The following is an 18,786-nucleotide window of genomic DNA, read 5'->3' on the forward strand; positions in this document are numbered from 1 at the left end:
TCACTCCCTGTAGAGGGTAAACTATAGGGGTGACACAGAATTTTGAACACTACCGACTTGCCACTATGGTTTTGATTATGCGAAACACATAGTAGAACATTTCTCCACTTCGCTGAGTACAGACTTGATAGATGTACATAATGGAGGATTGACTACTTCAACCTCAACTGAGCTTCCCGTCTTTTCAGCTTGGCTAGCAAAGCAAACTGGTGATCCAGCTCAAATTGTTCAGGCAGCTTACAGCATTCGAAACAACCCAGAGTTCGTTGAAGCGCGAGAAAAAATGAGAGAAGTGCGTCGGCTATTTGACGAACAGGATATTGCAGATGCAAATAGGGCTGTGTCGGGCATCATTCAAGACATCGGAAAAGCCTCTAATGATATACGTATCAAGTATGGCCTCCAGACTCGGCAAGGTGTTCCCGTAACTAAACTAGTGCATGTATACAACACATATGCGGCGCTGAACAGTCTTCCTAAAGTCCCAGGATATAACTTTAAAGTTAAGGTCCCTGAGTTCTTTTATAATCTACGGCAGCCCAGGGGGTTCCGTGCAGTCTACAGAAATCTTACTCAAGATTTATCCACGATTTGGTCTCTTGGTGAGGCCAGAGATATTTTAGGTAGTCGAGTAGCTGAAGACAAAGAAGCCAGAGCCTATAGTCCTAAACAAGAAGAGCCAAGATATAGAAATGCACACTCGCGGTTTAAGAGTCCAATGTGATTGCTCTAACAAGGCGCTGCTGTCGGACAAATTTTACGCTACGCCCAAAATTTGCCGCAGAGCGCGGCGTTATGTTCTTACCTGCATGCTAACATCCATACTCTTATGAAGAATACGGATAACTCTGATCTGTTGACTGCCCGTTTGTTGGTAAAAAATCACATGACTTCCCTGCGGGAATTTCCGATATCCCGCTCGGATCTCATCACAGGTTCTACCAATATCCGGGTTTTCCGCTAACAACCAGAATGAATCATCAAACTGCTTCAGGTAGGCATTCCGTTGCTCTTTGCCCCAGCGGCGCTGGGTAAACAGGGCGATTTCCCGTAAGTCCGTTTTTGCTGCGGCCGTCAGCGTGAAGGGTTTCATCGAAGCTCTTCGCTATCCAGCTCTTTGATAAAGCTATCAAGGTCATAATTTGCATCGCCGCTTTGTTCGCCCTGTTGCAGCAGCTGTCGCAGGGTTTCCATCTTGGCTTCCTGATTTTCCAGCAGGCGTAGGGCAGAGCGGATCACTTCACTGGCCGAGCCATACCGACCACTCTGAACCTGTTCAGAGATAAACCCCTCGAAGTGGTCGCCCAAGGTTATACTGGTGTTTTTAGCCATGCTGTTTGCTCCGAAATACCTATATATACCTAATTATGGTATTAGCTTTCTCTTAGAGCAATGCATGATAATGGCTTCATCCTAAACTAACCTTTATCATTTCATCGGTCAGTGAAAACTGGCAGGTTTCGGGATGGCAATGCGTACATCCTTAACTATGAGGATTATCATTGATGTCTATGCACAATCCACCGCATCCAGGCGAGTTTATCGAGTCCATTTACATGGACCCCCACGGCATCAGTTGCCGTTATCTGGCGGAGCAGCTGGGTGTTGCTGCTTCCACCCTGAACAGGGTGATCAAGGGTAAGAGCGCGGTTTCTCCTGAAATGGCGCTGAGACTCTCTAAGGTGTTGGGGCGTACCCCGCAAAGCTGGCTGGCGATGCAGGATAACTACGAAATCTGGCAGGCTGAACAGCGAATCAACCTTTCCGAGCTGCAACCGCTGAAATTCCTGTCTGCTTAAGCAGACAAAACCAAGCAAACTTTATGACCGATATAAAACTCTCCAAAGACGATACCGCCCGTATCGTCGCCAAAATCAAAGATTACTTTGCTGATGAACTGGATCAGGATATTGGCGGTTTTGAAGCCGAGTTCCTGATCGATTTCTTCGCGAAGGAGATCGGGCCGCACTTTTACAATCAGGGGCTGTCTGACGCCCAGACTCTTTTTAATGAAAAAGCCGAAGAACTGACCTATCAGATTCACGAGCTGGAAAAGCCGACGACCTAATGTCGGCTTTTCTATAGGGAATAGCGACAGGCCACCACTTTGCGGAGTGGTTAAGCCGTGACATAACAACAAGGATTATGACGATGAAAGACACGACACTTTTTAATGAGGCTCGGGGGCGGATGTTACCGTTGGGGCGGGCAGAGTACTCGTATGATCTGCTGGTGTCGCATTTTGCCGGGTGTTATCTGAATATGACAGAGGCGGGTTACGATAATCCGCCGGATCTGGAGGTTCTGCATACCTGGTTGCGTGAGCTGAATTTTGTTATTCGCCCGAACCTGATTGAAGCCTGGAAACTGATGGCGGAACATTTTGGTTTTTCTTTGGGGCAAAAGGTGAAGCTTGACGGTACGCTCTTCTATCCGGTTCGGGTGGCGGCTTATCCCCTTGAGCAGGTTGTCACCTTCACGGGCTTTGCGGCGCTCAAAAGCGGTAAACCCGGCAAAACATCCGTGTCTGTTGAAGCCGGTGCGTCTTCGGTAGCCGAGGTATTTGACCAGCACCTTGCGCCCAAAGAAGTGGAAGCCCTTTTCTTCGAAAATATGACCCGTAGAAATCCTGTACGCTCCTTTCTGGATGCTGAACTGGCAAAATTGTCTTAAAACCCTTCTAGACCTTTTGCAATACAACCCATCACTTGTCACAGGGATCAATCATGACAGGGAAAGAACCTCCGGCAAGGAGCACGCTGGAATGTTTGTTGAAGTCGGTGTTCGGTTGCAGTTTTCTTATTTCTCCGGTGCTGTATCTGGTGATTTTCCTGACCGATTTCCAATGGCAGGGGGCGGATAAGGGGGAGGATATTTACGAACTGATCCGGTCGACCGTAGTTATAACGGCCTACACCAGTATCGTCTGCTTTGTTATCGCGGCTACTTACGGTTTGCTGCTATATAAACTTTTGAGCCTGTTTCGGCTGAATAACTATCTGTCTGCTTTTTTGATTGGCGCTTTGCCGGGGGCGCTGTTTGCTTATCCTTCCTGGCCCTATCTGGGCATTGTAGCGTTGACTCTGGGGATCTCTGTCGCCCTGTCCTTTCATTATTTACATGGAAAAACACGATGAACATAACTGAGTTGCTAACGCTCATTACCGACCCGGTTAGTGATGATTATTTCCCCGGTCAGTTTCTTCTGGAGTGTCAAAGCCTGAAAGAGCTGGAATGTGTGGATGCGCTAACGTCTGAGCCGGAATCCTTATTTGACTATAAACAGGTACTGCCTGCGGACTGGCACGCTTGGTTCGAAAACTATATTAATCTGAACCGTGTTGGTGCTTTTCCTTTTATCTGGCCTTTCAGGCAGAACATGATCGGCTTTGATTTTAAAGCTGAGCTGGATGATTTTGAGTCAGAGGACACTTTTTTCTCACTGGGTACTGATCCTGCGGGTGACTGGTTTGTGATGACGCAGCAAAACGGTTGTGAGGTCCGTTTATGCGATCACCACATGTACCATCTGTATGATTTCTGGCTCAACCCAAATCATCTGCTGGCATGGGCGCTGCGCTTGGCACTGGCCGATGAAAACGGGTTCACGAAAGATGATGTACTGGCTTTCTGGAACAATCGTGAGCAGAGAATCGAAAAAGTGACGATGGACCGAATCGTTGTTGATCTGAGTTAATCGGATTGTTTGTGGGATAACACGTTGGTAAAAAAAATCCCTGACCATTAAGTGATGATCAGGGATTCTAAGGAACCTCAGAGCCGATTAACCCTGCAGTTTCCAGTGTACCTGTTGGCCTGCGAAGAAAGGTACAATCGGCTTGCCGTTTGGCAGTTCGATCTCATCCGGAATGGTCCAGTCTTCACGCACCAGAGTGATGGTGCCTTCGTTACGCGGCAGTTCGTAGAAATCCGGGCCGTGGTGGCTGGCGAAACCTTCCAGCTTGTCCAGCGCGCCCAGATCTTCGAACACATGGGCGTACAGTTCAATGGCGCTCCAAGCGCTGTAGCAACCGGCGCAACCACAGGCGTTTTCTTTCGCTTCTTTGGCGTGTGGCGCAGAGTCCGTACCCAGGAAAAATTTCGGCGAACCGGTTTTAACCACGGCACGCAGGGCTTCCTGATGGGTGTTGCGCTTCAGCACCGGCAGACAGAAGTTGTGCGGACGCACACCGCCCACCAGCAGATCGTTACGGTTCAGCAGCAGGTGCTGAGGAGTGATAGTAGCAGCGATATTGTCACCGGCATCCTGAACAAACTGAGCCGCGTCACCTGTGGTGATGTGCTCAAATACCACTTTAAGGTTCGGGAAGTGCTTAACGATGTGCACCATCTTCTGATCGATAAACTCTTTTTCACGATCAAAGATATCAATGTGGTGATCGGTGACTTCGCCGTGAACCAGCAGCAACATGCCCTGTTCCTGCATCACTTCGAAGATCGGGTACATGGCTTCCAGCTGTTTTACTGCAGCAGCTGAGTTAGTGGTTGCACCAGCCGGATACAGCTTGGCAGCAACAATGCCAGCAGCTTTCGCGTCGATAATATCCTGCGCTGAAGTGTTGTTGGTGAGGAACAGTGTCACCAGAGGTTCAAACGCATTGCCTGCCGGGCGGGCATCCAGGATACGCTGACGATAGGCCAGTGCCATCTCGGTATTGGTTACAGGTGGCACCAGATTCGGCATCACAATAGCGCGCTTAAAGCAGCGGGCGGTGGCGGGTACGGTTTCCGGCAGCATATCGCCATCACGCAGGTGCAGGTGCCAGTCGTCCGGGGTTTGGATCGTCAGAGTAGTCATAAGCGTCTATCAACTCGGTCTTGAGAGGATGAATAGGATGGGCGTTATGATATAACACCTGTTCGTTGATTGATATTTACAGGCGGTTGAACTTCCCTTGTCGATGCGGCTCTAGAGCTTATCAGGTCACAAGTGGCTGATCGCCTTGGTGGCATTTTCTCCAGTTGAAACGGTGGGTTTTTATGCGTCTGATCGGGAATATTATCTGGTTTTTGATGGGTGGATTTGCCATGGGCGTGGCATGGTGGGCCTATGGTGTACTGGCTTTTCTGACGTTGGTGGGGATTCCCTGGGGGCGTTCCTGTTTTGTATTGGGGCAGTTCTCGTTCTGGCCCTTTGGAAAACAGACGATCAGTCGCAGGTTACTCACCGGACGCCAAGATATCGGCACCGGTTCTCTGGGGTTGATGGGGAATCTCATCTGGATTCTGTTCGCTGGCATCTGGCTGGCGATTGGTCATCTGATCTCTGCTGTGGCCTGCGCCATCACTATTATCGGGATTCCCTTTGCGATTCAACATCTGAAGCTGGCTGTGGTTTCCTTTGCGCCTGTTGGACAGACGGTGGTGAGCAATCAGGTGGCTGAAGCCGCATTTCGCCGTTAGAGATAAGCCGCTATCCAATCGCGTGAGCTTGTAATCTGCCCGCCCGGCAATTCTGAACCCTGAATGTTTTTGCGAAAAAGCCCGATGGAGCATTTACCCATCGGGCTTTTGTACCAATGGCCAGTTGTTTTGGGCTAGCCGTTATTTTTTGGCTTAAACAGGTAAAAAGCTGCGATGCCCGCTAAAACTGCCTGAAGCAGCAGGCTTTGCCAGATCGGATAGATACCCAGCAGGTCGACTTCGGGCAGTGCCAGAACACCGGAATGGAAGATGCCGGCTTCATGCAGGGCAGCCATGCCTTTACCTGCCATAACGATAGCCAGCACCAGCATAAAGATAGCGGTGCCACCAAAGAACCATTTCAGTGGCAGGCGGGCACTGAGCTTCAGCAGGGCAAAACCTGCCACCATTAAAATGATGATACCGGCAGCGAGCCCTGAGCCGAAGTGTAGGGATGCGAGGCTGCCACCCTGTAACCAGAGGGATTGATAGAAGAGTATCGTCTCGAACACTTCACGATACACTGCCAGAAAGACCAGTGACACCAGAGCCCAACGGGTTGATCCGGACAAGGCTTTGCCCACTTTCGCTTCGATAAACTTCTGCCACTGATTCGCATTGGTTTTACTGTGCATCCAGAAGCCCATATAGAAGAGAATCCCTGCCGCGATAAGTGCGGTGCTGCCTTCTGTGACCTCCCGGCTGGCCCCTGATATATCGATCATCGAACTGGCGATAAACCAGGTGACGCCTCCCAGAACCAGCGCGCCGATCCAGCCGCCATGAACGGCCCGGCGCAGACCTTTTTGACCGGTCTTGTTGGCAACGGCCATGATGGCAGCAACGACCAATAGAGCCTCAAGGCCTTCCCGCAGAATAATCAGTAAACTGAGGGTAAAGACGGCAGCGGGTGATAGCTGAGTACTGCTCAGAATACCTTTGGCCTGATCAATCAAGGTGTTTAGGCTGTCTACCTGAGTGCGAATCTCAGCATCAGACGTATCGCCTTTCAGTTGGCTGCGCAGGCTGATCATCTGTTTCTCAATCTCAAGGCGTAGTGGCTTATCCACGGTATCCAGCTGTTGTTCGACCAGTTCAAAACCTTCCAGGTAGGCAGATACAGCCAGAGTATGGGCTGTGGTTCTGTCATCAAGATGACGGGTGACACTGGTCAGGTAGTTCTGTGCGATATCCAAGGGAGACGATGCGCGGGCGGAAAAAATCGCATCGGGATGTTGGCGGAAAAACATCATCCAATTGCTGCCCAGTGTACCCATGCTGTTTTGCAGATCTTGCGGGGTTGATGTGATCAGGCGTTTGATCTGGTGGGGCTGCAGCAGTTCATCCGAGAAGCTATTGTTCACCGGCTGGGTCGCGAGTGATCCTACGTAAAACGCAAGATCCCAGCGGTCCTGCAAGGGGAGTTGGCCGTAGCTTTGCATACCTGTGGCATCAACACCGTGGCTGATGGTGTTAAACAGACCAAACAGGCTGCGGGACTGGTAGCGTTCGCTGTCATGAAAGTTCGTTGGCACGGGTGTCAGATTTTTGGCCAGCTCGCCATCACCAAAGCCCTGAGCGCCATGACACTGAGTACAGTTTTCACGATAAAGCTGGCGACCATGGTTTAACGAGGGTGGTGAAGCGGGCAGTTCAACCTGTGGCATCAGTTGGAAGATGCGCTGGCGTAAGGCTGCTGTCGTTTAACGAATCTGTTGCGGATCAGCTTTGGCTTCCACCTGATTGGCCAGTTGCTGGCTTTGTTGGTTGAGAGCTTCATTATCATAGCGTTTTGCCTCAGTGATAATAAGTTCGGAGAATTCGCTCATCTCCGCATACTCATCCGCACTGATAATCCGGCCCTGATCAACAGCGGCACTATAGTCCGCGCCAATATATTCAACCAGCTGAATCAGCTTGTCTGATGCAACCGCATTATGAGTAACGGTAAGCGTGAAAAGGAGGGGAAGCAGCCACGTCTTCATTGTTTTCCTCAGTTATATGAGAATCATTATTGATTTGATTCTTATATTGTAACAAAAGCCCTTCTAAAAAAAGAGGTTATCGATGCTCTTAAATTAAAAACGGTTTGAATTTGAATCGTTAAATCAAGGTGAACGGAAGGGGGGGCAGGTCTGAATAAATACAGCATCCTTGCTGTGGGAAAGTGTTCCGATTGGATGAGGTTTTAGTCAAAAATTCGATCACCTTGCTGGTCGATCATCTGTTTAGCCTTGCGAATCATCTCTTTAGCACATTCGTCAGCTGATGGCAGGGTATCCGCGCGGATAAAGGTGTGCACCTGTTCACCTTTGCGGATGGTGCCATTGATGCGGAAGCCATGCTCTTCATGGACGGAGGCCGGAGTGATAACGTAATCACCATAGGTTTCAGAGGGTTGCTCCTTAGGTGTTTCAGGTTGTTTCTCACCCGTGGAAAACAGGGACTTCAAAGAGGAAAAAAGACTCATAAGTGACCTTTTCGAGTTAAGCAAATCAAGTTGAATTACCGGAGAGTGTATCCCAGTCATCACTCACAAGTGAAATAACATACTGATTCAGAAGCCTTTTGCTTAACAAAGGGCTTCCTGGCTGACAAAATAGCAAGATTGCAACTGAATAGAGAATTGCCATGAAACGTATCCGAACTGCGCTTAACGTCATATTACTGGCCGGGGCTTTACCTCTGCTTTCTGCCTGCCAAAGTACTTATTACTCTGCCATGGAGCAAGTGGGCGTGCATAAGCGGGATATTCTGGTAGATCGGGTAGATAACGCGAAAGAGTCTCAGCAGGAGGCTCAGGAGCAGTTTGCATCGGCACTGGAACAGTATCGGGCCGTCGTCAGCTTTAACGGTGGCGAGCTGGAAGAGCTTTATAATCGTTTAAACGCTGAATATGAGGATAGTGAAGCGGCGGCAGAAGAGGTTAGTGGCCGTATTGAGAAGGTTGAAGATGTAGCTGAAGCTCTGTTCGCGGAGTGGGAAGAAGAGCTGAATCTTTACACTAGTACCAGCTTGCGTCGTCAGAGTGAGCGTCAGCTGAATCAGACCAGAAGCCGTTACAAAAGCCTGATCCGGGCGATGAAGCGCGCCGAAGCCCGCATGCAGCCGGTGCTGTCTGCATTGCAGGATAATGTGTTGTTTCTGAAACACAATCTGAATGCCCGGGCGATTGGCGCACTCAAGGGTGAGCTGGAGGGTATCCGTCAGGATGTGGATCTGATGATCAAAGAGATGACCACTGCGATTCAGGAGTCAGATCGCTTTATTGCTGATATGAAACAGGGCTGATTGGCTTAAGAGTGATGAACCCAAAAAAGGCAGCCAGTTAAGGCTGCCTTTTTGGTCCTGGCTATGCATTGCCTGAACTACTTTCTGAATTTAGCCCACGGATCAACCGGTTGGTTGCCGGAACTCCGAACTTCACCATCGCGGTGGCGTTGTGGTGCCTGACCCTGCTTGGCATTGCCGCCGGGTTTTGGCTTTCGTGAGTCTGGTTTACGGTAGCTGCCGGTTTGGGCGGGTTTGCCATCTTCCGGTGCTTTGCGTTTAAATCGCGGGCGATCGGCTTCATCGCTACCGGCCACCACCTTACCGCTTTTCGGTACAAAGTTGAGCTTGGTGATCGGCACTTCTTTGCGTGGTTCAAAGCCTTCCACCACCCGGCGTTCCAGCAGCTGGTTGATGCGGCTTTCAATGGCGATCAGGTTTTTGAAATCATCTTTCGAGACCAGAGAGATCGCCTCACCGGCGGCCCCGGCACGACCGGTACGACCAATACGGTGCACATAATCCTGAGATTCCTGTGGCAGATCGTAGTTGACCACACGGCTGAGCTGGTCGATGTCGATACCACGGGCGGTCACATCCGTGGTGACCAGATATTTCAGTTCGCCGGATTTGAAGGCATTCAGCACCCGGGTACGTTCATTCTGGCTGCGGCCACTGTGGATGGTGTCGGCAGGAATACCGCGCTTTTCCAGCTGGCCAGCCAGTTTCGCGGCACCGTGTTTGGTACGGATAAAGATCAGCGCCTGATCCCAGTTGTTTTCGGTGATCAGGTGGCTTAACAGCGCGGATTTGGTGTCTTTATCAACGGTGATAATCCACTGTTCGATTTTTGGCTGTGCATCAGCGCTATTTTCGATCCGGATCTCAACGGGATTGTGCAGTGCGGTTCGTGCCAGCTGGCGCACATCATCAGACAGGGTCGCGGAGAACAACAGATTCTGGCGGCGCTCCGGCAGGCGTTCGATCACCTTGTTGATATCGCCGATAAAGCCCATATCCAGCATACGATCCGCTTCATCCAGCACAAAATAATCCAGCTCATCCAGCTGCAGGGCGCGTTGATAGAGCATATCGATCAGACGGCCGGGGGTGGCTACCAGAATATCGACACCCTCGATCAGTGCCTGTTTCTGATCGGCAATTTTGCTGCCACCGAACATCGCCATTGAGCGAACATCCAGATGCTTTGCGTACTGCTGAATACTGGCTTCAACCTGAACCGCCAGTTCCCGTGTCGGCACCAGAATCAGCGCCTGAATACGTTTGGCGCGCACGGATTTATCCGGATCGATCTGTTGCAGAATCGGCAGGACAAAGGCTGCGGTTTTACCGGTGCCGGTTTGCGCTGCGGCGATCAGATCTTTTCCTGCTATAACCTGAGGAATCGCCTGCTGCTGAATCGGGGTTGGGGTGGTGTAACCCAGTTGGCTAATCGCTTTAACAAGTGATTCGTTTAATTCTAGTTTGGCAAACGGCATGGTGATCTCAGATAGATAAAGAAGGGGCGGCCCGGCAGATTTTAAGGGCGTATTTTCAGAAGGCGAATTATAGCAAATTCTGCTTTAAAGCGATATTTTCTGGCGCAGCCTTCAGATGATAGGAGCAATTCGATACTCGGTCATCTCCTATTGATACTTGATGACTATTTTTTATCGGTTCGGTACTCTTTGAGCAGAAATCTAAACAGCGATCACCAAAAGGAAATGCGATGAGAACGCTGCTCTTTCGGTTTATCTTGCCGTTGCTGTGCATGCTGTTGGTATTGAACACTGTCAGGGCAGCACAGTTGGTGGACAATAATCGCTCCATGGTTCTGACCAATGATGAGCAGCAGTGGTTGGCGGCGCATCCGGAAGTGACCATCGCCTACGATGGTTTTTTTCCTCCCTACAGTTTTATCAATGATGATGGTGAACTCGAGGGATTTTCAATCGACCTCATACGCCTGATCAGCCAGAAAACCGGTATTCGCTTTAACATTCATCCTCAGCACGGTTGGAAAGCGCTTTATCAGGCGGCTCAGGACAAAGATGTCGACATGATCGCCACCCTGGTTGAACGTGAAGAGCGCAAGCAGTGGTTCGATTTCTCTAACCCCTATATTTTTAAATCCCTTGTGGTGATTACCCGTTCCGATGATACCCGCATCAACCGCCGGGCAGATATCAGGGGTAAAACGGTCGCTATGGTGAAGAGCTATCAGTATGCCACTCAGGCGCTTAACGATTATCCCTCAATCAAACCGCTTTATGTTGATACGATCCTAGACGCCCTTAATGCAGTCTCAACGGGTAAAGCCGATGCCACCATTACCTTTCTCAGTGCCGGGCACTATTACCGCAACAAATATTTACTGACCAACCTTAAGTACGCCTCGGTGTATGATAAAAACAGCTCTTTTGAAAGTTTCGGCGTCCGTAAGGACTGGCCGGAGCTGGCCGCCATACTTGATAAAGCACTGAAGACCATACCTGAGTCGCGGCTTCAGAAACTGAGGGAAAAATGGCTGCCGATGGATCATATCGATGAACTGGTTGAGATCAATCTGACCGATGCGGAGCGGGCCTGGATAGAACGGCACCCTGAAATTCGTTTGGGGATTGATCCTGAGTTTGCCCCCTTTGAGTTTATGGACAAAGGCGAGTATCAGGGGATCACCTCAGATTATATCCGGCTGTTGAATCAGCGTTTGGGGCTTAATATGACACTGGTTCCCGACCTGACGTGGAGGGAGGTGATCGAGAAAGCGAAAAAACGTGAAATTGACGTTTTGCCAGCGGTGGGGGTGACGGTTGAGCGTCAGCGCTATCTCAGTTATACCGACGAGTACCTGAGCTTTCATCGTGTGATTGTGATGCGCAATAAAGCCTCTTTTATTGCCGGTTTGTCAGATCTTGAGGACTATTCGATCGGGGTGCAGCAAAACAGTTCGCACCACGGTTTTCTGCTGGAAAATACCGTGGTTCAGCCAGTGCTGTATCCGAGCCTGAAAAAGTCGCTGATGGCGGTTTCCGGTGGTGAGGTTGATGCGATGGTGGGTAATGTCGCCGCCATAACCTATTGGATTCGTAAGCTGAATCTGACCAATCTGAAAATTGCCGCCCCGATTTCTACGGAAGTGAACAGCCTGCATTTTGCCGTGCGCAAAGACTGGCCGGAGCTGACCTCTATTCTGCAGAAGGGCCTGGACTCTATCGGCCCGCGCCAACGTAAGAAAATTTCTGAGAAGTGGTTGACACTGAAGTACGAGCCGCAGATGGATTACACCCTGCTGGCTCTGATTGTGGGTCTGTTCTCCGTGGTCGTGATGATTGTACTGACTTGGAATATCACCCTGAAACGCAAAGTACGACAGCGCACCGCCGAACTAAATTACACCTCGAACTATGATCTTCTCACCGGTTTGCCGAACCGCTTTCTGGTGCTGGACCGGTTGAAGCAGCAACTGAATCTTGCCCGCAATGGCTCAGATAAGGTTGCCATTATCTCCATCGATATTGATGACTTTAAACGGATCAATGAGGTTTATGGCTACCAGACCGGAGATGAAGTGCTTAAAACATACGCCGGACGGCTGCAGTCAGCGCTTGATACGAACCATACGCTCGGGCGTATCGGAGGAAATCAGTTTCTGGTGGTGTACAGCCAGTTTACCGATGATTCCGATATCGCATTTCTGGCAGAGCAGCTGGTAAGCCTGAGTGAAGAACCACTGGCCATTAAGAATCTGAATATCGCCTTATCCATCAGTATGGGCATCGCGCTGTATCCCAATGACAGTGACAGTGCCGATTCGTTGCTCAAATACGCTGATTCAGCATCCCGCTATATCAAAAAAGATCAGCAGAGCCGTTATGCCTTTTTTGCCGGTAGGATCGATCGGGAGATCTCCCGCAAGCTGGAACTGGAGCGCTATATCCATTCCGCGCTGGCGAATAACGAGCTTGAGGTATTCTATCAGCCGAAACTGGATGCCAGAAATCGCAAAATCGTCAGTTTTGAAGCGCTGATCCGTTGGAACAACCCCGTACTGGGGGCTGTGTCTCCCGCAGAGTTTATTCCGCTGGTCGAAAAGAATGGCCTGATACTGCCCATCGGCCGTTTTGTGCTGGAACAATCGTTAACGGCGCTGGCTCAGTGGCATCAGCGTTACGGTGTCGATTTTATTATGGCGGTGAACCTGTCGCCGGTGCAGTTCCTAAATGATGAACTTATCCCTCTGATTAAGCATCTGGTTGCCGAGAAATCCCTGCCGCCCCATCTGATCGAGTTTGAGATAACCGAAGGGGTCTTACTCTCGGATACCGAGTCGGTTAAAGAGAAACTGCGGCAGATTGAGGAGATGGGATCGCTTCTGGCGATGGATGATTTTGGCACCGGTTACTCCTCCATGAGTTACCTGCGCACCTATAAATTCGATACGATTAAAATTGATCGTGAATTTATCACGGATCTGCCAACCGAAGCCTCAGACCGCAAGCTGGTGGCCGCGACGATCGCCATGGCTCATGAGTTAGGCATGATTGTGGTTGCCGAAGGGGTTGAAACCGCCGAGCAGGAGCAGATTCTGATGGATTGCCAGTGTGATCTGCTGCAGGGCTGGTTGTACAGCAAGGCGGAAAGCTTTTCCGATATTAGTGCCATGCTGGATCGTGATTATCTGGTGCAGGATAAAACCTCAGGTTAGACTGGCTTCTTTTTGATTGTCGCGCCGTTTTATCCTGATTTTGGCTCTGAACCGCGCTCTGATCGTTACCTTTTTAATTGTCACCAGATTTTATTGAGCAACCCGTGCAGATTACCTTTTTAGGCACCTCATCCGGTGCACCTTCCCGTCATCGAAATGTCAGTGCTACTGCCATTCATCCGGAAAAAAGCAAACAATGGGCTTTGGTGGATTGTGGCGAAGCCACTCAGCATCAGCTGTTGTACACGCCGTTATCACCGCAAAAACTTGCTGTCGTACTGATCACCCATAAGCATGGTGACCATTGCTACGGTTTGCCGGGGCTGTTGGCTTCCTGTCAGCTGAACGGTCGGACAGAGCCTCTGACACTGGTGGCTCCGGAGCCGGTCTGGCGTTATCTGCAGGCGGTGATAGAGCTGACCGATCTTTATATAACCTTTCCTCTGGAGTTTATTCCGGTGACAGAGGCTCTGGACCTGACTCTGGCAGGCTTTCGGATCACGGCGCATCCGTTGAGTCATCGTGTTCCCAGCTGGGCGTATCGCTTTGATGAGGTCTCTGTGCCGAAGAAGCTCAATCTTGAGCGTTTGCAGACTGAGGGAATCCCATCCGGTGATCATTATGGCCGTTTGCAGGCGGGAGAGGATGTGACTCTGCCGGATGGTACTGAACTGAAAAGTGGCGACTACACCTTCGATTCCTGGCCAGCGCGTTCAGCGGTTATCGCCGGAGATAACGATACGCCGGATCTTTTAATGCAGGCCTGCCACGATGCCGATCTTCTGGTGCATGAATCGACTTACACTCAGGAAGTGCTGGACCATGTCGGGCCGGAACCCCAGCACTCATCGTCTGAAATGGTGTCCCGTTTTGCCACCAAAGTGGGTTTGAAAAACCTGGTGCTGACCCATTTCAGCCCCCGCTATCTGAAAGAAGCCCGTAAAAAGCGGGATCGCAGCATTGAAGAGATCCGCCATGAGGCTCGGCTGCACTTCACCGGCCGTTTGTTTCTGGCGGATGACTTTGAAACCTATACGCTGGACCGAAAAGGACTGCTGCATTACCAGCAGAATCTGAAACGGGATCATCATAAACACCAGAGTAAACGTCGTGATCATAAGAAAAGAGATGCTGAATAATGGAGGTCGCATTTCTTTTTCTGTCTGCCTTTATGGCAGCGACCATCTTTCCGTTTTACTCAGAGGCCTGGCTGTTTATTTTGCTGCAGCAGGGGCGTGATCCGGTTTTGCTGGTGGCCGTTGCTTCTCTGGGGAATACGTTGGGGGCGGTTGTGAACTGGTATCTGGGGAAGTATCTGCTTAAATATCAGCATAAGCGCTGGTTCTATTTTAAAGCGGAGCAGATTGAGCGAATGCAGGTGAAATTCCAACGTTATGGTGTCTGGAGTCTTCTGATGGCATGGCTGCCCATCGTGGGGGATGTTCTGACGCTTATCGCGGGAATAATGAAAGTGCGTTTTTTGCCTTTTTTAGCCTTGGTCGCTACGGGCAAAACTCTGCGCTATCTGGCAGTGGTTTACCTGGCAGGCTGGTTTACGCAATCGATGACGTAAACATCTCAACGCACATTCACGAACCGCAGTACCTTCATTCAAGCGCTACCTCAAATAAGGGGAGGCCCCCGTTAGGGGAAAAGCTTATGAGTTTTGGTACGGCGTCTTTTTCTTTTCAGACATTTTCCGGCCTTTAAGGCGGCATGCTGCAGCGGCTTAACAGGCTGTCTGAGAAGAGGGTTTTGCCAAACATGCTTTAATTCTGTTTGCTCACTTTCTGCCATAGAAAGCAGTGAGCATTGAAATAGAATCAGTGAGCGTGACGACCGAAGTGCAGGCCGATTTTTGGCAGCTTAACGCTTAGCTTAGAAGCGATAGTTGCTTTCAGATTGGTGAAAAATTCTGCGATGTATTCATCACGCTCTTCTTTTGCTTTTGCAACGTAGAATTCGATGTCAACATTGCCGAATGCGTCTTTTTTGAAGTGGTTGTCCATGAGTAAAGTCCTGTCAGTCAGATAATTGAAGAGCTTTAGCAATAATGGAAGCGAGACTAGAACTGCGCTTACCCTGTTTCACTAAAGTGGGTGTATCTTAAGACTTTGGTATAAACTCCACAAACGACCTTTTTTAATCTGACTGATGAGAAAATCTAATCAATTGTCAGCATTTTATTCTGCCGGAAAAAGAGGTGATTTATCAGACGCTTACCTCCAATGAATGCTTTGCGCGTGTTTGAAGCCGCTGCCCGTAATGAGAGTTTTGCTCAGGCTGCCGAAGAATTATTTATTACGGCCTCTGCCGTAAGCCATCAGATTAAAAGTCTGGAAAGCTATCTTGGGCTTAGCCTGTTTCGCCGAAATAAGCGAAAGGTAGAGCTGACGGCTGCTGGGGCTCAGTACCTGCAGTCGGTTCGGGGAGCTTTGGACGAAATTGAGGCGGCCACTTATCGTCTCACATCGAACCCTGAACGGGATGTGGTGACCATCAGTGTGGCACCTAACTTTCTGATCCGATGGCTGATGCCGAGAATGAACCGTTTTCAGGCACTGTTTCCTGATGTGGAGTTACAGATTAGTGCCTCCTCGGGTTTGATCGATTTTAATAAACAAAACACGGATATGGCTGTGTACTACGGTCATGGTGATTGGCACGATATTGAAGTGCATTTTTTGCGTAATGTGCTTTTGGTACCTGTGTGTAGCCCATCGCTGCTGGAAGGGCGGCACGCACTGAATGAACCGGCTGATCTGCGCCACCACACCCTGATCCATGTCGGTAAGCGGGTGCATGAATGGCCAGAGTGGCTTCAGTTAGCGGGCGTCGAATACAAGGGGTTTAGTCGTGGCCTTCAGCTGTCCAGCAGTCAACTGGCAACGGGGGCGGCTCAGGAAGGGCTTGGCGTTGCGCTGGCGGACAGCACTTTGACCTCCCGTGAGATCAGAGAGGGCAAACTGATCATGCCTTTTGATATCAAGCTGGATACCCATAAATCTTTTTATCTGGTCTATCAGAAACAAAGACCGCTGTCTTATGGCATGAAGGTGTTCAAAGACTGGATGATTGAAGAGATGCAGGATGATTAGTGCCGCCTGGCAGCTGATTAAGGGGCGCTCAATTTATGCGCGCTACAAAGTAAAAAGCCCCTGAATAAGCCGGGTAATGGCTATCAGGGGCTTTGTATCGCCGACAGAGGGTTTAGCAGCTCATGACGTAATATTCTGCGTCAGCATCGAGTGCATCTTCTCCCAGAATATCTTCAAGCGGTGTCGTGCGGGTTTTTTGTTTAAATACTTCATAGGTGATCGCCTGTACGGCCAGGTCACCATTGTCATCAACGATTAAAACACTGTCGTCGTTGATCGCTTTCTGAATCTTTTTCTTCTGGCTGTTAGAAACAGCAATTTCCTGAATGCTCATAGCACTCCTGATTGGTTGTCGGTTTTTTTAAGGCTGGCGCGTCAATTAAGGTGCCTCTGCCAGCAGGCAGGGCACTCTAACGCAAATTATCAGGATAGCAAAGGATGATCTTTTTCCGTTAAAAGATAATTCTGTCGTTTAAGCGTATTGCCAGCCGATGCGGGCGATAGTGCCACCCGCAAAGACTTAACGGAGTTTGAAGCGGCTTGCCAATGCTTTGAGATGCTCGCTTTCCTGGCTCAGATCATCTGAGGCGGACTGGGTTTCCAGTGCCCCCTCTGCAATACGATCTGAAGCCTGATGGATAGCGCTGACGCTTTCGCTCAGATCACGGGCTACAGCCGTTTGCTCTTCTGTTGCCGTAGCGATCTGAGTGCTCATGGCCGCAATCTGTTCGGATGCGGTTAAGATATGTCCGAATGATTCACCGGCATTCCGAATACGCTCAAGGCCTGTCTGCATCTGGTCTTCACTGTTAGCCATCATCTCTGCGGCTTCGCTGGCATGCTTCTGCAGGGAACCTATGATTTCGCTGATCTCACCCAGAGAGGTCTGCGTTTTTTGTGCCAGCTGGCGCACCTCGTCAGCGACGACGGCAAATCCACGGCCTGCTTCTCCGGCGCGGGCTGCTTCAATAGCCGCGTTGAGGGCCAGCAGATTGGTTTGTTCTGTGATGTTGCCAATGACTTCAGAGATGACGCTAATACTGTGACTGTCTTTCTGTAAACGCAGGACAACGTCTGCTGTTTGACTGAGTGCGGCAGCCAGTGCTTCGCTCTGATCGACAGACAATTGGATATTGTCCTGACTCTCTTCTGCTTCAGATTTTGCCTGATTACTTTGCTCTGAGGCATCCAGTGTATGTTGTACAACTTCGCTGAATCCGGCCTGCATCTGCTCTGTCGCTGCGGCAATCTGAGAGATCTCGCTACGTTGGGTATCCAGGTTCTGAGTGGTCTCGTTAACGCGATCTCGCAGAGTATGGCTGGTTGCTTCCAGAGTTTTGACGCTATCGTTGATCTCGGTTGCCAGGGTGGTCAGGCCGGTTTGCATCTGGTCAAAATAGCGGGCGGCTGTGCCTAACTCATCGTTATGGAAATGCGACATATCCAAACGTTGACTCAGGTTGCCCTGGCCAACAGCCTGCATCTGATCAATCAGATGATCCAACGGACGAGTCATCTTCCGGGAAATCATAATACTCATGATGATCAGAAACAGAGTGATGAGGGCCACTACGACAGCTGTCAACTGGATCAGTCCCGTGATCTTTTCAGCTTCTGCTAATTTAATGGCAATCGCTTCTTCTTCCAGATCTTTTTGGAGGTCGCTCAGCAGGTCAACAATGGCGTTGAATGGCGCTAACATGGGACCCAGCATCTCTTTGCGAGCCATGTCGATACGGCCATGATCAATCAGGCTGATATAGTTTTCCTGCATTTGACGATACCCGGCGATGCGTTGCTGGTAGTCAGCAATATCCGCCTTGATTTGAGGGGTATCTGCCAGACGCTCCATGTTTTCCATCGCGACAGCCACTTTTTCATCGTTGTAGCGGATAGTTTCAAGAATTTTCTGATGTTCTGCGCTGTCATTGGTCAGGCCGTAATCAAGTGCAAAACGGCGATAGGTGACGGTGTAGTAACGCAGGTCGGATACGGTACTTAGCAGGCTGACGTTGCGGTCAACCACGGTCACAAACTGATTTTGTATTCCGTTGATTGTCAGTAGCAGGTGGATACTGAGCGCAATAATGGCGGTTATTGCAGCTCCAAAAACCAGCTGGAGGGCGCGGGGTATCGAGGTGTTATTTAACATGAGCCAGCTTCCAATATGATCCGGGCGAGCACAAAAAAGGTCCGGAGAGTTAAAAAAGGTGATGCAGGGATAGACTTATACCTAAGTCGTGTATTCCGGAGCCTATTTTGATTCATGTCAAAAGCGATTAGAAG

The 18,786-nt window shown here is 50.0% G+C and carries 22 protein-coding genes; 12 read left to right on the forward strand and 10 right to left on the reverse strand.

The annotated features are described in order from the left end of the window. Positions 1-124 precede the first annotated feature (124 nt). Positions 125-724, forward strand: a complete 600-nt coding sequence (locus AC4GL5_RS11735; protein WP_490382971.1) for a hypothetical protein — start codon at positions 125-127, stop codon at positions 722-724. Between the two features lie 69 nt (positions 725-793). On the opposite strand, the gene AC4GL5_RS11740 is transcribed toward AC4GL5_RS11735, so the two are convergent. Then, entirely contained in the window at positions 794-1,093 is a 300-nt protein-coding gene (locus AC4GL5_RS11740; protein ID WP_490382972.1) for a type II toxin-antitoxin system RelE/ParE family toxin, read from the reverse strand. Then, positions 1,090-1,332 (reverse strand): type II toxin-antitoxin system ParD family antitoxin, encoded by a 243-nt coding sequence (locus tag AC4GL5_RS11745; protein ID WP_490382973.1) that lies wholly within the window; start codon positions 1,330-1,332, stop codon positions 1,090-1,092. The genes AC4GL5_RS11740 and AC4GL5_RS11745 overlap by 4 nt, the downstream gene beginning before the upstream one ends. A 173-nt stretch (positions 1,333-1,505) precedes the next feature. On the opposite strand from AC4GL5_RS11745, the gene AC4GL5_RS11750 reads away from it, so the two are divergent. The 5 genes from AC4GL5_RS11750 to AC4GL5_RS11770 all read left to right on the forward strand — a co-directional run bounded on the left by AC4GL5_RS11750 (position 1,506) and on the right by AC4GL5_RS11770 (position 3,697). After that, positions 1,506-1,799, forward strand: a complete 294-nt coding sequence (locus tag AC4GL5_RS11750) for a HigA family addiction module antitoxin (RefSeq protein ID WP_490382974.1) — start codon at positions 1,506-1,508, stop codon at positions 1,797-1,799. 23 nt (positions 1,800-1,822) lie between these two features. Next, on the forward strand, positions 1,823-2,068 hold the full coding sequence (locus AC4GL5_RS11755) for a DUF2164 domain-containing protein (protein ID WP_490382975.1): 246 nt from the start codon (positions 1,823-1,825) through the stop codon (positions 2,066-2,068). A gap of 83 nt (positions 2,069-2,151) precedes the next feature. Continuing rightward, entirely contained in the window at positions 2,152-2,673 is a 522-nt protein-coding gene (locus AC4GL5_RS11760) for a hypothetical protein (RefSeq protein WP_490382976.1), read from the forward strand. Positions 2,674-2,726: 53 nt separating this feature from the next. After that, positions 2,727-3,137 (forward strand): hypothetical protein, encoded by a 411-nt coding sequence (locus tag AC4GL5_RS11765; RefSeq protein WP_490382977.1) that lies wholly within the window; start codon positions 2,727-2,729, stop codon positions 3,135-3,137. Further along, a complete protein-coding gene (locus AC4GL5_RS11770; protein ID WP_490382978.1) occupies positions 3,134-3,697 on the forward strand; it encodes a hypothetical protein in 564 nt (187 codons plus the stop codon). Before AC4GL5_RS11765 ends, AC4GL5_RS11770 begins: the two co-directional genes overlap by 4 nt. 87 nt (positions 3,698-3,784) lie before the next feature. Here the strand turns inward: AC4GL5_RS11770 and pyrC are convergent, their stop codons facing one another. Then, positions 3,785-4,819 (reverse strand): dihydroorotase, encoded by a 1,035-nt coding sequence (pyrC, locus tag AC4GL5_RS11775; RefSeq protein WP_490382979.1) that lies wholly within the window; start codon positions 4,817-4,819, stop codon positions 3,785-3,787. Positions 4,820-5,001: 182 nt separating this feature from the next. Here pyrC and AC4GL5_RS11780 point away from each other — a divergent pair, with 182 nt between their 5' ends. Beyond that, on the forward strand, positions 5,002-5,424 hold the full coding sequence (locus AC4GL5_RS11780) for a YccF domain-containing protein (RefSeq protein ID WP_490382980.1): 423 nt from the start codon (positions 5,002-5,004) through the stop codon (positions 5,422-5,424). Between the two features lie 134 nt (positions 5,425-5,558). Here AC4GL5_RS11780 and AC4GL5_RS11785 read toward each other — a convergent pair whose 3' ends face one another. The 3 genes from AC4GL5_RS11785 to AC4GL5_RS11795 all read right to left on the reverse strand — a co-directional run bounded on the left by AC4GL5_RS11785 (position 5,559) and on the right by AC4GL5_RS11795 (position 7,894). Further along, a complete protein-coding gene (locus tag AC4GL5_RS11785) occupies positions 5,559-7,091 on the reverse strand; it encodes an FTR1 family protein (RefSeq protein WP_490382981.1) in 1,533 nt (510 codons plus the stop codon). 36 nt (positions 7,092-7,127) lie between these two features. Beyond that, complete coding sequence (locus AC4GL5_RS11790; RefSeq protein WP_490382982.1) at positions 7,128-7,409, reverse strand: hypothetical protein; 282 nt, start codon at positions 7,407-7,409, stop codon at positions 7,128-7,130. A 203-nt stretch (positions 7,410-7,612) separates the two neighbouring features. Continuing rightward, entirely contained in the window at positions 7,613-7,894 is a 282-nt protein-coding gene (locus AC4GL5_RS11795) for an HlyU family transcriptional regulator (RefSeq protein WP_490382983.1), read from the reverse strand. A gap of 161 nt (positions 7,895-8,055) precedes the next feature. Between AC4GL5_RS11795 and AC4GL5_RS11800 the strand changes: the two genes are divergently transcribed. Then, positions 8,056-8,715 carry a DUF2959 domain-containing protein gene (locus AC4GL5_RS11800; protein WP_490382984.1) on the forward strand — a complete coding sequence of 220 codons (660 nt, stop codon included), beginning with the start codon at positions 8,056-8,058 and terminating at the stop codon, positions 8,713-8,715. A 77-nt stretch (positions 8,716-8,792) separates the two neighbouring features. Here the strand turns inward: AC4GL5_RS11800 and AC4GL5_RS11805 are convergent, their stop codons facing one another. Then, positions 8,793-10,193 (reverse strand): DEAD/DEAH box helicase, encoded by a 1,401-nt coding sequence (locus tag AC4GL5_RS11805; protein WP_490382985.1) that lies wholly within the window; start codon positions 10,191-10,193, stop codon positions 8,793-8,795. A 230-nt stretch (positions 10,194-10,423) separates the two neighbouring features. Between AC4GL5_RS11805 and AC4GL5_RS11810 the strand changes: the two genes are divergently transcribed. The 3 genes from AC4GL5_RS11810 to AC4GL5_RS11820 all read left to right on the forward strand — a co-directional run bounded on the left by AC4GL5_RS11810 (position 10,424) and on the right by AC4GL5_RS11820 (position 14,975). Beyond that, positions 10,424-13,402, forward strand: coding sequence for an EAL domain-containing protein (locus tag AC4GL5_RS11810; protein WP_490382986.1), 2,979 nt, complete (start codon positions 10,424-10,426; stop codon positions 13,400-13,402). A 104-nt stretch (positions 13,403-13,506) separates the two neighbouring features. Then, positions 13,507-14,541: a ribonuclease Z gene (locus tag AC4GL5_RS11815; protein WP_490382987.1), complete on the forward strand. Its 1,035-nt coding sequence runs from the start codon at positions 13,507-13,509 to the stop codon at positions 14,539-14,541. Beyond that, positions 14,541-14,975: a YqaA family protein gene (locus AC4GL5_RS11820; protein ID WP_490382988.1), complete on the forward strand. Its 435-nt coding sequence runs from the start codon at positions 14,541-14,543 to the stop codon at positions 14,973-14,975. Before AC4GL5_RS11815 ends, AC4GL5_RS11820 begins: the two co-directional genes overlap by 1 nt. A gap of 250 nt (positions 14,976-15,225) precedes the next feature. Here the strand turns inward: AC4GL5_RS11820 and AC4GL5_RS11825 are convergent, their stop codons facing one another. Beyond that, complete coding sequence (locus tag AC4GL5_RS11825; protein WP_490382989.1) at positions 15,226-15,411, reverse strand: RSP_7527 family protein; 186 nt, start codon at positions 15,409-15,411, stop codon at positions 15,226-15,228. Positions 15,412-15,612: 201 nt separating this feature from the next. Between AC4GL5_RS11825 and gcvA the strand changes: the two genes are divergently transcribed. Further along, positions 15,613-16,500: a transcriptional regulator GcvA gene (gene gcvA / locus AC4GL5_RS11830; protein ID WP_490383015.1), complete on the forward strand. Its 888-nt coding sequence runs from the start codon at positions 15,613-15,615 to the stop codon at positions 16,498-16,500. Positions 16,501-16,612: 112 nt separating this feature from the next. Here gcvA and AC4GL5_RS11835 read toward each other — a convergent pair whose 3' ends face one another. After that, on the reverse strand, positions 16,613-16,834 hold the full coding sequence (locus tag AC4GL5_RS11835; protein WP_490382990.1) for a hypothetical protein: 222 nt from the start codon (positions 16,832-16,834) through the stop codon (positions 16,613-16,615). Positions 16,835-17,020: 186 nt separating this feature from the next. Further along, positions 17,021-18,652, reverse strand: a complete 1,632-nt coding sequence (locus tag AC4GL5_RS11840; protein WP_490382991.1) for a methyl-accepting chemotaxis protein — start codon at positions 18,650-18,652, stop codon at positions 17,021-17,023. Positions 18,653-18,786: the final 134 nt, after the last annotated feature.

Source organism: Oceanospirillum sp. (genome assembly GCF_982874595.1).